The sequence below is a fragment of the Variovorax sp. HW608 genome (genome assembly GCF_900090195.1).
Taxonomy (GTDB): Bacteria; Pseudomonadota; Gammaproteobacteria; order Burkholderiales; family Burkholderiaceae_C; genus Variovorax.
In genome coordinates, this window is the sequence record NZ_LT607803.1 from 3,883,059 (window position 1) to 3,894,996 (window position 11,938).

At 67.4% G+C, this 11,938-nt stretch carries 14 protein-coding genes; 6 read left to right on the plus strand and 8 right to left on the minus strand.

The features are described from left to right. Positions 1-95: 95 nt before the first annotated feature. Positions 96-398 carry a DUF4124 domain-containing protein gene (locus VAR608DRAFT_RS18355; protein WP_088955352.1) on the plus strand — a complete coding sequence of 101 codons (303 nt, stop codon included), beginning with the start codon at positions 96-98 and terminating at the stop codon, positions 396-398. Positions 399-478: 80 nt separating this feature from the next. Beyond that, positions 479-883, plus strand: coding sequence for an HU family DNA-binding protein (locus VAR608DRAFT_RS18360; RefSeq protein ID WP_269458482.1), 405 nt, complete (start codon positions 479-481; stop codon positions 881-883). A 60-nt stretch (positions 884-943) separates the two neighbouring features. Here the strand turns inward: VAR608DRAFT_RS18360 and VAR608DRAFT_RS18365 are convergent, their stop codons facing one another. From VAR608DRAFT_RS18365 to ureE, 5 genes are all read right to left on the minus strand, one after another. Next, entirely contained in the window at positions 944-3,184 is a 2,241-nt protein-coding gene (locus tag VAR608DRAFT_RS18365; protein WP_157731046.1) for a heavy metal translocating P-type ATPase, read from the minus strand. Positions 3,185-3,223: 39 nt separating this feature from the next. Continuing rightward, the gene (locus VAR608DRAFT_RS18370) at positions 3,224-3,478 is read right to left on the minus strand and encodes a hypothetical protein (RefSeq protein WP_088955354.1); all 255 of its coding nucleotides are present in this window, start codon (positions 3,476-3,478) and stop codon (positions 3,224-3,226) included. A gap of 129 nt (positions 3,479-3,607) precedes the next feature. Continuing rightward, positions 3,608-4,258 carry an urease accessory protein UreG gene (gene ureG, locus VAR608DRAFT_RS18375; RefSeq protein ID WP_088955355.1) on the minus strand — a complete coding sequence of 217 codons (651 nt, stop codon included), beginning with the start codon at positions 4,256-4,258 and terminating at the stop codon, positions 3,608-3,610. Between the two features lie 5 nt (positions 4,259-4,263). Further along, on the minus strand, positions 4,264-4,950 hold the full coding sequence (locus VAR608DRAFT_RS18380; protein WP_088955356.1) for an urease accessory protein UreF: 687 nt from the start codon (positions 4,948-4,950) through the stop codon (positions 4,264-4,266). After that, positions 4,950-5,528 (minus strand): urease accessory protein UreE, encoded by a 579-nt coding sequence (ureE, locus tag VAR608DRAFT_RS18385; RefSeq protein WP_088955357.1) that lies wholly within the window; start codon positions 5,526-5,528, stop codon positions 4,950-4,952. Before ureE ends, VAR608DRAFT_RS18380 begins: the two co-directional genes overlap by 1 nt. 123 nt (positions 5,529-5,651) lie before the next feature. Between ureE and VAR608DRAFT_RS18390 the strand changes: the two genes are divergently transcribed. Genes VAR608DRAFT_RS18390 through VAR608DRAFT_RS18405 form a run of 4 tightly spaced genes read left to right on the plus strand, consistent with a single transcriptional unit; the run spans position 5,652 to position 9,564 of the window. Beyond that, positions 5,652-7,199: a sugar ABC transporter ATP-binding protein gene (locus VAR608DRAFT_RS18390; protein WP_088955358.1), complete on the plus strand. Its 1,548-nt coding sequence runs from the start codon at positions 5,652-5,654 to the stop codon at positions 7,197-7,199. Further along, positions 7,196-8,227 (plus strand): ABC transporter permease, encoded by a 1,032-nt coding sequence (locus tag VAR608DRAFT_RS18395; protein ID WP_088955359.1) that lies wholly within the window; start codon positions 7,196-7,198, stop codon positions 8,225-8,227. Before VAR608DRAFT_RS18390 ends, VAR608DRAFT_RS18395 begins: the two co-directional genes overlap by 4 nt. A gap of 29 nt (positions 8,228-8,256) precedes the next feature. After that, the gene (locus VAR608DRAFT_RS18400; protein ID WP_088955360.1) at positions 8,257-9,219 is read left to right on the plus strand and encodes an ABC transporter substrate-binding protein; all 963 of its coding nucleotides are present in this window, start codon (positions 8,257-8,259) and stop codon (positions 9,217-9,219) included. 15 nt (positions 9,220-9,234) lie between these two features. Further along, positions 9,235-9,564 (plus strand): L-rhamnose mutarotase, encoded by a 330-nt coding sequence (locus VAR608DRAFT_RS18405; protein WP_088955361.1) that lies wholly within the window; start codon positions 9,235-9,237, stop codon positions 9,562-9,564. On the opposite strand, the gene ureC is transcribed toward VAR608DRAFT_RS18405, so the two are convergent. The 3 genes from ureC to VAR608DRAFT_RS18420 are packed head-to-tail and all read right to left on the minus strand — an operon-like array spanning position 9,565 to position 11,911. Further along, positions 9,565-11,283, minus strand: a complete 1,719-nt coding sequence (gene ureC / locus VAR608DRAFT_RS18410) for an urease subunit alpha (protein ID WP_088955362.1) — start codon at positions 11,281-11,283, stop codon at positions 9,565-9,567. Next, entirely contained in the window at positions 11,283-11,588 is a 306-nt protein-coding gene (locus VAR608DRAFT_RS18415; protein ID WP_088958853.1) for an urease subunit beta, read from the minus strand. The genes ureC and VAR608DRAFT_RS18415 overlap by 1 nt, the downstream gene beginning before the upstream one ends. A gap of 20 nt (positions 11,589-11,608) precedes the next feature. After that, complete coding sequence (locus VAR608DRAFT_RS18420) at positions 11,609-11,911, minus strand: urease subunit gamma (RefSeq protein WP_088955363.1); 303 nt, start codon at positions 11,909-11,911, stop codon at positions 11,609-11,611. Between the last annotated feature and the right edge of the window lie 27 nt (positions 11,912-11,938).

Genomic DNA, 11,938 nt, shown 5'->3' on the forward strand with positions numbered 1-11,938 from the left:
TGCGGCCTTTTTCACGATCGGGCAAACCATCGCAAAAAACCTGCGGACGCATCGGGCGCTTTCGTTAACATGTCGTAACAAACACGAAGGCGACTATGCGATCCACGGTTCCGCACGTTTTCCAGGCCGCGCTCGTTCTCGCGCTGGGCATCACCAGCGTCTCGGCCTTGGCGGAAATCCACCGCTGCAAGGATGACAAGGGACAGACGGTTCTTTCCGACCGCCCCTGCGGCGCGGCATTCAGTGGCGATCCCCTGCGTTCGAGCGCGCCCGGCACCGGAGTCGATCGCGTGACTGCGGCGGAAATGCGCACCGGCCGCACCGGCGACGCCGCCGCGCAGTATTCGGCCATGGCGGACCACGCTTCGCGCTCCTCCAGAAAGCCTTCGGAGCGCTGAGCCGGCGGGGGCGCTTGCGCGCTGCCCTATACTCCGCGCCGCTTGCAGCTTGTGTCGAATGCTGCGCCGCCATCGGCAACATGGCGTATTCAATCAAAGGAAACTCAGTGAACCGTATCGAACTGGTCGAAAAGATCGCAACCGCCCACAACGTCAGCAAGGCCGAGGCCGCCCGCATCCTGGAAACGGTGACGGACTCCATCATTGCCGCAGTGAAGAAGGGCGACCCGGTTCAGCTCATCGGCTTCGGCACCTTCAAGCAAGTGGCCCGCGCCGCTCGCACCGGCTTCAACCCGCAAGCCGGCGCCAAGATCAAGATCGCTGCCCAGAAGGTGCCCAAGTTCGTGCCGGGCGCAGCGTTCAAGGCTGCGATCGATCCGAAGGCCGCCAAGCGCAAGGCCGAGAAGGCTGCGGCCAAGCCCGCTGCCAAGAAGGCCGCACCTGCGAAGAAGGCTGCCGCTCCAGCCAAGAAGGCGAAGAAGTAATTCGCTGCAGCCCGCGGGCTGCAACCCACGACAACGGCCCTTCGGGGCCGTTTTCTTGTTTCAGCGCCCGGCGCCGCGCAACAGCCGCAGGCCGTTGCCCACCACCAGCAGGCTCGCGCCCATGTCCGCGAACACGGCCATCCACATGGTCGCGCTGCCGAACACCGCGAGCACGAAGAACACCGCCTTGATCGCGAGCGCGAGTCCGATGTTCTGCCACAGCACCGCATGTGTGCGGCGCGACAGGCGGATCGTTTCCGCGATGCGGCCGAGCCGGTCGTTCATGATCACCACGTCGGCCGCTTCCATCGCGGTGTCGGTGCCGGCCGCGCCCATCGCGAAGCCGATGTCGGCCTGTGCCAGTGCGGGCGCGTCGTTGATGCCGTCGCCGGCCATGGCGGCCGCGCCGTAGCGCTCGCGCATCTGGCGGATCGCGCCCTGCTTGTCCTGCGGCAGCAGGCCGCCGCGCGCGTCGGCGATGCCCGCCTCGCGCGCGACGGCCTGCACAGTGGCCTCGTTGTCGCCGGAGAGCATGACGGGCGCGACGCCGAGCGCCTGGAGCTGCGAGATGGCGCTCGCCGCATCCGGCCGCAGCGTGTCGGCGACCGCGAAGAGGCCGAGCACGCCGCGTTCGTCCGCCAGGAGCGTCACGGTGCGCCCCTGCGCTTCGTGCGCGGCGAGTTCCGCTTCGAGCTTCGCATCGGTCTGGCCGCGTTCCCTCATGAGCCGGTGGTTGCCGAACACCAATGCTTCGCCCCGGACCGTGCCGGCGACCCCGCGGCCAGGCAGTGCGGAGAAGCCATCGACTTCGACGGCGCCGATTTCCAGACCCTCGGCAATGGCCTTCGAAACCGGATGGTCCGAGCGCGCGGCCAGTGATTTCGCGAGCTGCAACGCGCCGGCTTCGTCCGCCTGCATGGCGCCCCACGCCCTGAACGCCACGAGCTTCGGCTCGCCTTCAGTGACGGTTCCGGTCTTGTCCAGCGCGACCGCCTTGAGCAGGCGCGCGTCTTCGAGATAGGTGCCGCCCTTGATCAGGATGCCCCGGCGCGCGGCGGCCGCGAGGCCGCTCACGATCGTCACCGGCGTCGAGATCACCAGCGCGCACGGACAGGCGATCACCAGCAGCACCAGTGCCTTGTAGATCGACGCCAGCCATTCCCAGCCGAGGACGAGCGGCGGCAGGACCGCCACCGCCACGGCCAGCACGAAGACCACCGGCGTGTAGATGGCCGCGAAGCGGTCCACGAAGCGCTGCGTCGGTGCGCGCGAGCCCTGTGCTTCCTCGACTGCATGGATGATGCGTGCCAGCGTGGTGTCGTTGGCGCCCGCCGTGACGCGGAACTCGATCTCGCCGTGCTCGTTGACCGTGCCGGCGAAGACGGTGTCGCCGGGCTCCTTGTCGACCGGGATGCTTTCGCCGGTGACCGGGGACTGGTTGATGCTGCTGCTGCCCCTGGTGACCACGCCATCGAGCGCCAGCCGTTCACCAGGCCGCACGCGGGCGATGGCGCCGATCGCGATGGACACGGCCGGCATTCGCTGCCACGTTCCATCCGCCTGCTGCACGTCGGCATCGCTGGGTGCCAGATCGACCAGCGCCTTGATCGCGTTGCGCGCCCGGTCCACCGCGCGGGCTTCGATCAGCTCGGCGATCGCGTACAGCGCCATCACCATCGCCGCTTCGGGCCATTGGCCGATGACGAAAGCGCCCGTCACCGCCACCGACATCAGCGCGTTGATGTTGAGCCGGCCCTTGCGCAGCGCTTGCAGGCCCTTGGCGTAGGTCTCGAGGCCTGCGAGCCCGATCGCGACGGCCGCGATCGCCATGCCGAAGGCTCTCCACGCCATCGTGTCGGGCGCAAAGTAGGAGACGCCCTCGGCCGCCAGGGCCAGCGCGAGCGCGGCGGCGAGGCGCAGGTAGCCGCTGGCCTGTCCGTGGTCGTGCGCATGTTCGCCCTTGCCCTGCGCCGGCGATGCGGCCAGCGCAGAGGGCGCGAATCCGGCCTTGCGGATGGCGTCCAGCGCGAGCGCGATCGCGCCCGGGGTGCCGTCGATCCTCAGCGTGCGCTGGCCGAGCTGGAAGTGCAGTCCGCGGATGCCGGCGATCGGCTCGACCGCGCGGCGGATCTCGGATTCCTCCGCACTGCAATCCATGGTCGGAATGCGAAAGGTGTTGTCCGCGATGGGCCCCGCGGTGGCGGCGGGTTCGTGGGCGTGATCGGCCGCGCAGCAATGGGCATGTGCGCCGTGGGCGCCGTGCGCGCCGCCGACCGGTGTTTCTGGGGAGCTTCTGGCCATGCCGCCATTGGAAACCCTGAAGTGACTACAAGGTCAAGCTCAGAAGTCGGTGCTGTGCAGGCAGATCGCCTCGTTCGGGTTCGCGCGGTAGCGCGCCGTCGCAAGGGCGTCGATCGAATCCGCATTGAGCGCGTAGGCCTGGACCAGATCCTTCTGGCCCTCCGGCGCATGGAAGCGTTTGTGCAGTGCCTCCTCGTCGATCCGCGCAATGATGCGCGCACCGTCGTAGCCATCCGGGTAGATGGCGAACTGAACGCTGCCGACCGCGGGGAGGAAGATAGCTTCGGAAGCCATGATGGATCTCGACTTGCTGACTCGTTTCAAAGAGTGTCTGGCGTAACTGCAACGCCGAACATAGGTCCTTTGTCCTATGTCCCCTCAGCAAGTTGCGGACCATTTCACGGTCCGCCGGGCCATCGTGTTTCAGTGCGCCGCGAGCATGCCGCGGTCTTCGATGAAGGCGACGACTTCGGCGAGTCCGGAGAGCGTCTTGAGGTTGGTCATGACGAAAGGCCGCTCCTTGCGCATGCGCCTGGTGTCGGCTTCCATCACGCCCAGGTCGGCACCGACGTAGGGCGCCAGGTCGGTCTTGTTGATCACGAAGAGGTCGCTCTTGGTGATGCCCGGGCCGCCCTTGCGCGGGATCTTCTCGCCGGCGGCGACGTCGATCACGTAGATCGTGAGGTCCGACAGTTCGGGGCTGAAGGTGGCGGCCAGGTTGTCGCCGCCCGACTCGACGAACACCACGTCGGCGTCGGGGAACTCATCGAGCATCCGGTCGATGGCTTCGAGGTTGATCGATGCGTCCTCGCGGATCGCGGTGTGCGGGCAGCCGCCGGTTTCCACGCCCATGATGCGCTCGGCGGGCAAGGCGCCGGCGACGGTCAGCAGGCGCTGGTCTTCCTTGGTGTAGATGTCGTTGGTGATGGCGACGAGGTCGTATTTGTCGCGCATCGTCTTGCAGAGCATCTCCAGGAGCGTGGTCTTGCCCGAGCCGACCGGGCCGCCGATGCCCACGCGCAGCGGCGGCAGCTTCTTGGTGCGGCGGGGAATGTGGTGAAGGGCGGAGGACATGGTGTTCAGCTTCTGAAGAGTCGGGAGTACTGGGTTTCGTGGCGTGACGAGAGGACCGCCAGCATGGGTGAAAAGGCCTGCCGCTCGTCATCCGACAGTGTGAGCGCATGCCGGACGGCCGTGGGGATTTCCGCTGCGAGCCGCGCCAGCATGCGCTGCCCGGCGCTCTGGCCGAGCGGCACGGCCTTGACCGCCGCGGCGGTCATGTTCTCGGCCCAGCCGAAGGCGAATGCGAGGCAGGCATCGTGGGCGCTGGCCTGGGTGCGGCTGGCGGCGAATGCGAAGGCAACGGGATAGCTCGCCGGCAGCTTGTCGAAGAGCTGCGCTGCATCGCCATGATGCAGCTTGAGCCATTCGACGAAGGAGCGGCCCATCTGCTGGGTCTGCAGGAGGAATTCGGAAGACTCGCGCGTCTCCAGCACCCAGTCGTTGAGCGCCGCGATGCGCGAATGATCGCTGCTGCGCCACGCGGGAACGGCCTGCGCCACCACCGCGAGATCGGCGCGCGCGAGGCTCAGGTGGAGCTGATCGGCCAGCCAGTCGGCGGCCCGCTGCTCGCTGCCGATGCCGGCCCACTCGATGGCCGATTCGAGCCCCTCGGAATACGAGAAGCCGCCGACGGGCAGCGCCGGCGAGGCGAGCCAGATCAGCTGCAGCAGGCTTGCGGCGGGGAGGGCCGTCGCTTCATCCATCAATGCGAGTGGCCGTGCGAATGGTCGTGGCCATGGCCGTGCGCGTGCGAGCCCGAATACGCATCCGGATGCAGCACCGGTCCCACGGGCGCGGAGCCATGGGAGTGGCCGTGGCCGGCGCCGTGCGCGCCGTAGGCACCGCCCTCGGGCTCGAAGGCTTCCTCGGCCTCGCGCACGATCAGGTGCATCGAACGCAGCATCCCGGCCAGCACGTGATCGGGCTCGATCTTGAGGTGGTCGGGCTTCAGTTCGATCGGCACATGCCGGTTGCCGAGGTGATAGGCCGCGCGCAGCAGGTCGAAGGGCGTGCCGTGGTCGGCGCAATGCGTGATGACGAGCACCGGCTGGCGCGCAGCGACGACCTTGATCAGCGAGCCGTCTTCCGCCACCAGCACGTCGCCGCCGCGGGCCACCGTGCCGCGCGGCAGGAAGATGCCCAGCTTGCGGCCGTTGGAGTCGGTGGCGTCGAAGCGGCTCTTCTGGCGCACGTCCCAGTCCAGTTCGAGGGTGGCGGCGCGCCGCACGAGGACGGAAGCCAGGCCGCGGCCTTGGGGCATGAGTTTGTTGACGTGGAGCATGGGAGTCTGGCGAGGTTGCAACGATGGTTATAACCCGCGGCCAGGAAAGAGCTTTCCAGGTCCGTCGGATTCTCGTTTTCACTGGTAAGGCCAATCCGGGGGAATGGGACACTGGAACGACCCATGGCATCGCAGCCCATCGTCCAGATCCGAGGCCTTTGCAAGTCCTTTGCCGGCGTGCGCGCGCTCGACAACGCGCAGTTCGAACTGCTGCCCGGCGAGGTCCATGCGCTGATGGGGGAAAACGGTGCCGGCAAGTCCACGCTGATGAAGGTGCTGGCCGGCGTCTACCCGAAGGATGCCGGCGAGATCGTCTTCGACGGCCAGCCGGTCGACATCGCCAGCCCGCGCGCGGCGCTGGCCCTGGGCATCGGCATCATCCATCAGGAACTGAACCTGATGAACCACCTGAGCGCGGCGCAGAACATCTTCATCGGGCGCGAGCCTCGCCGGGGCCTCGGACTCTTCGTGGACGAAGCCGCGATGCGCCGCGATGCGCAGGCGGTCTTCGAGCGCATCAACCTGCGGCTCGACCCGGACACCCCGGTGGGCGAGCTCACCGTGGCCCGGCAGCAGATGGTGGAGATCGCCAAGGCGCTCACCTTCCATTCGCGCGTGCTCATCATGGACGAGCCCACCGCCGCGCTGAACGACCAGGAAGTGGCCGATCTGTTCCGCGTGGTGCGTCAACTCAAGGCCGAGGGGGTGGCGATCGTCTACATCTCGCACCGGATGGACGAGCTGCAGCACATCGCCGACCGCGTGACCGTGATGCGCGACGGCCAGTACATCGCCACCCGGCCCATGGCCTCGACTCCGATGGAAGCGCTGATCGCCATGATGGTCGGTCGCCAGCTCGCGCAGATGCATGCCGACCTGCCCGACACCTCCGGCAATCCGGTGGTGCTGGAGGCGCGGGGAATCACCCGCGGCGACGCCGTGCGCGATGCCAGCTTCGTGCTCCGGCGGGGAGAAATCCTCGGCTTCGCGGGCCTGATGGGCGCGGGCCGCACCGAGCTGGCACGGGCGGTGTTCGGCGCCGACCCCATCGATGCCGGCGAAGTCCGCGTGCACGGCCGGAAGGTGTCGATCCGCTCGCCGGGCGACGCGGTCGCGCACGGCATCGGCTACCTCTCCGAGGACCGCAAGCAGCTGGGGCTGGCGGTGGGGTTGGACGTGGAGAGCAACATTGCGCTGGCCAGCATGCGCAAGTTCCTCAGGCTGGGATTCTTCGTCGACCGCGCGGCGCTCGAGGCCACCGGGGAGCGCTATGTGCGGCAGCTGCAGATCAAGACGCCCTCGGTCCACCAGCCGGTGCGCCTGCTCTCGGGAGGCAACCAGCAGAAGATCGTGGTGGCCAAGTGGCTGCTGCGCGACTGCGGCGTGCTCTTCTTCGACGAGCCCACGCGCGGCATCGATGTCGGCGCCAAGGCCGAGATCTACCGGCTGCTGCACGCGCTGGCCGAGGAAGGCAAGGCCATCGTGATCATTTCCTCCGAGCTGCCGGAGATCCTGCGCGTGTGCCATCGTGTGCTCGTGATGTGCGAAGGCCGGATCACCGGCGAACTCGCCGCGCACGAGGCCACGCAGGAAAAGATCATGCATCTCGCGACCCGGCGCGAGGGCGCCGCCGCCAGCGACCGACAGCGACTGGAGAGCCCCATTTCATGACCCAGCAAGGAAGCACCAACGCCCTGGAAGCGGGACCCGGAACACCGGCGCCCAGGACGGGCCTGCTGCGCCCGGCGATGCGGCAGAAGCTCCTGGCCTTTGCCAGCCTGATGGCACTCATGCTGTTCTTCGGCATCGCCTCGCCGCAGTTCCTGCAGACCGACAACCTCGTGAACATCCTGCAGTCGACGGCCGTCAACGGCGTGCTGGCGATCGCCTGCACCTTCGTCATCATCACCGGGGGCATCGACCTGTCGGTCGGCACGCTGATGACCTTCTGCGCCGTCATGGCCGGCGTGGCGCTCACCTACATGGGCCTGCCGCTGCCGCTGGGCATCGCGGCCGCGATCCTCTTCGGCGCGCTGTCGGGCCTGGTGTCGGGCACGCTGGTGGCCAAGCTGAAGATCCCGCCCTTCATCGCCACCCTGGGCATGATGATGCTGCTCAAGGGCCTGTCGCTCGTGATCTCGGGCACCAAGCCGATCTACTTCAACAACACGCCGGGCTTCTCGGCGATCTCGCAGGAGTCGCTGATCGGCGAGCTCGTTCCGGCGCTGCCGATTCCGAACGGGGTGCTGATCCTGTTCCTGGTGGCCGTGGCCGCGAGCATCGTGCTCAACAGGTCGCTGCTCGGGCGCTACACCTTCGCGCTCGGCAGCAACGAGGAGGCGGCGCGCCTGTCGGGCGTGAACGTCGATTTCTGGAAGATCGTGGTCTACACGATGAGCGGCGGCATCTGCGGCGTGGCGGGGCTCCTGATCGCCTCGCGCCTGAATTCGGCGCAGCCGGCGCTGGGCCAGGGCTACGAGCTGGATGCGATCGCGGCGGTGGTGATCGGCGGCACCTCGCTGAGCGGAGGGACGGGCACCATCGTGGGCACCATCATCGGCGCCTTCATCATGAGCGTGCTGACCAACGGGCTGCGCATCCTGTCGGTCGCGCAGGAGTGGCAGACCGTGGTCACCGGCGTCATCATCATCCTGGCCGTCTACACCGACATCCTGCGTCGGCGCGGCGCCAAGTCATGAGCTTTTCAACCACCCAAAGGAGACGAAGCATGATCCAGAAAAGAAGAATGCTGGCCGCTGGATGGGCCGCCGCACTGGGCGCCGCGCTCGCGGGGCTTGCCGCACCCGCGGCAGCGCAGCAGGCGCAGGACACCTACATTCCGCTGGTGTCCAAGGGCTTCCAGCACCAGTTCTGGCAGGCCGTGAAATCGGGTGCCGAGCAGGCCGCCAAGGACTACAAGGTGCGGGTGAGCTTCGAAGGACCCGAGTCGGAATCGATGGTGGACAAGCAGATCGACATGCTCTCGGCCGCGCTCGCCAAGAAGCCCAAGGCCATCGGCTTCGCCGCGCTCGACAGCCAGGCCGCGATCCCGCTGCTGAAGAAGGCGCAGGCCGAGAAGATCCCGGTCGTGGCCTTCGACTCCGGCGTGGACAGCGACATTCCGGTCACCACCGCCGCCACCAACAACAAGGCTGCCGCAGCGATGGCGGCCGACAAGCTGGCCGAGGCCATCGGCAAGTCCGGCGAAGTGGCCGTCATCGCGCACGACCAGACCAGCCGCACCGGGATCGATCGCCGCGACGGATTCCTCGACCGCCTGAAGTCGAACTATCCGAACGTGAAGGTGGTGAGCGTCCAGTACGGCGGCGGCGATCACCTCAAGTCCACCGAGATCGCCAAGTCCATGCTGCAGGCCTATCCCAATCTCAAGGGCATGTTCGGCACCAACGAGGGCTCGGCCATCGGGGTGGTCAACGGCGTCAAGGAAATGAAGCGCAAGGTCGTGGTGGTCGGCTTCGACTCAGGCAAGCAGCAGAAGGACGCGATCCGCGACGGCAGCATGGCCGGCGCCATCACGCAGAACCCGGTGGGCATCGGCTACAAGACGGTGGAGGCGGCGGTCAAGGCGATCAAGGGCGAGCAACTGCCCAAGGTGATCGATACGGGCTTCTACTGGTACGACAAGAGCAACATCGACGACCCGAAGATCGCCGCGGTCCTGTACGACTGACTTGGGGCCGGCCAGATGCGCCACTGCCTGGCCCTCGACCTGCGGGACGCCCCGGCCCTCATTGCCGAATACGAGGCGCACCACCGCCGCATCTGGCCCGAGGTCCGCGACCACCTGCAGGCGCATGGCGTGACGGCCATGAGCATCTACCGCCTCGGGACGCGGATGGTGATGCTGATGGAAACCGACGACGCCCGCTACGACGCGCAAGCCATGGCGCGCGCGACCCGCGACAACCCGCGGATCCGCGAATGGGAGGCGCTGATGTGGAAGTTCCAGGCGCCGACGCCGTGGACGCCCGAAGGCGAGAAATGGGTGGCGATGACGAGGATCTTCGAGCTCTGATCAGAAGAGGAAATAGCGCTGCGTCATCGGCAGCGATAGCGCCGCATCGCAGGTCAGCAACTGGCCGTCGGCACGCACCGCATAGGTCTGCGGATCGATCTCCATCTTCGGCGTATAGGCGTTATGGATCATGTGCTGCTTGCGCACCGCGCGGATGTTCTTCACGGCGCAGAGGTGCTTCGCGAGCCCGTAGCGCTGGCCGATGCCGGCTGCGAGCCCGGCTTGCGAGACGAAGGTGAGCGAACTCTTCGCCAGCGAGCCGCCGAAGGCGCCGAACATCGGCCGGTAGTGCACCGGCTGCGGCGTCGGGATCGATGCGTTCGGATCGCCCATCGCGGCCATCGCGATGGTGCCGCCCTTGAGGATCGCGAAGGGCTTCACGCCGAAGAAGGCCGGCTTCCACACCACGAGGTCGGCCCACTTGCCGACTTCGATGCTGCCCACCTCGTGCGAGATGCCGTGCGAGATCGCCGGGTTGATCGTGTACTTGGCCACATAGCGCCTGGCGCGGAAGTTGTCGTTGCGCTCCGTGTCCTCGGCGAGCTTGCCGCGCTGCGCCTTCATCTTGTGGGCGGTCTGCCAGCAGCGGATGATGACCTCGCCGACGCGGCCCATGGCCTGGCTGTCGGAGCTGAACATGCTGATCGCGCCCATGTCGTGCAGGATGTCCTCGGCCGCGATGGTCTCCTTGCGGATGCGGCTTTCGGCGAAGGCGAGGTCCTCGGCGATGCCGGCGTCGAGGTGGTGGCACACCATGAGCATGTCGACGTGTTCGTCGAGCGTGTTCACGGTGTAGGGCATCGTCGGGTTGGTCGATGAGGGCAGGAAGTTCGCCTCGCCCACCACGCGCAGGATGTCCGGCGCATGGCCGCCGCCCGCGCCTTCGGTGTGAAAGGCGCAGATCGCGCGGCCCTTCACCGCCGCGATGGTGTTCTCGACGAAGCCCGATTCGTTGAGCGTGTCGCTGTGGATCGCCACCTGCGTGTCGGTGGCATCGGCGACGTCCAGGCAGTTGCTGATCGCGGCCGGCGTGGTTCCCCAGTCCTCGTGCAGCTTGAGGCCGATCACGCCCGCGTCGATCTGCTCGTGCAGCGCGGCCGGCAGGCTCGCGTTGCCCTTGCCGAGGAAGCCGAGGTTCATCGGGAAGGCGTCGGCGGCCTGCAGCATGCGCTCGATGTGCCACGGACCCGGCGTCGCGGTGGTCGCGAAGGTGCCGGTCGCCGGGCCGGTGCCGCCGCCCAGCATGGTGGTCACGCCCGAGGCCAGCGCCTCCTCGATCTGCTGCGGGCAGATGAAGTGGATGTGGCTGTCGATGCCGCCGGCGGTGACGATGTTGCCTTCGCAGCTGATCACCTCGGTGCCGGCGCCGATCACGATGTCCACGCCGGGCTGCACGTCCGGATTGCCGGCCTTGCCGATCGCCACGATGCGGCCGTCCTTCAGGCCGATATCGGCCTTCACGATGCCCCAGTGGTCGAGGATCAGCGCGTTGGTCATCACGGTATCGACCGTGCCTTCGGCGCGCGTGCGCTGGCCCTGCGCCATGCCGTCGCGGATGGTCTTGCCGCCGCCGAATTTCACCTCTTCGCCGTAGCCGCCGGCATGCAGGGTGTAGTCCTCCTCGACTTCGATCACGAGGTCGGTGTCGGCGAGCCGCACGCGGTCGCCCACGGTGGGGCCGAAGATTTCGGCGTAGGCACGCCTTGAGATGGTGGCCATCAGAGTTTTCCTTGCACCAGGCCGCGGAATCCGTAGACCACGCGATCGCCGGCGAAATCGACCAGTTCGACCGTGCGCTGCTGGCCCGGCTCGAAGCGCACCGCGGTGCCCGATGCGATGTTCAGCCGCATGCCGCGCGCGGCTTCGCGGTCGAAGCCCAAGGCGCCGTTGGTCTCGGCGAAGTGGTAGTGCGAGCCGACCTGGATCGGCCGGTCCGCGGTGTTCTGCACGACCAGCGTGATCGTGCGCCGGCCGGGATTGAGGACGTGATCGCCCTCGTCGGTGATGAGTTCGCCGGGGATCATCGGAACTGCCTCCGCGGTGTTCATAGGATCGGTTGGTGAACGGTGACGAGCTTGGTGCCGTCCGGGAAGGTGGCTTCGACCTGGATGTCCGGGATCATCTCCGGCACGCCTTCCATGACGTCGTCGCGGGTCAGCACCGCGCGGCCCTCGCTCATGAGCGCCGCGACGCTCTTGCCGTCGCGCGCGCCTTCCATCACGGCGGCCGAGATCATGGCCACGGCTTCGGGGTAGTTGAGCTTGAGCCCGCGGGCGCGGCGCCGTTCGGCCAGCAGGGCGGCGGTGAAGATCAGCAGCTTGTCTTTTTCTCGCGGTGTCAGTTCCATGGCGGAGTTCGGCGGTTGAATGCGCCG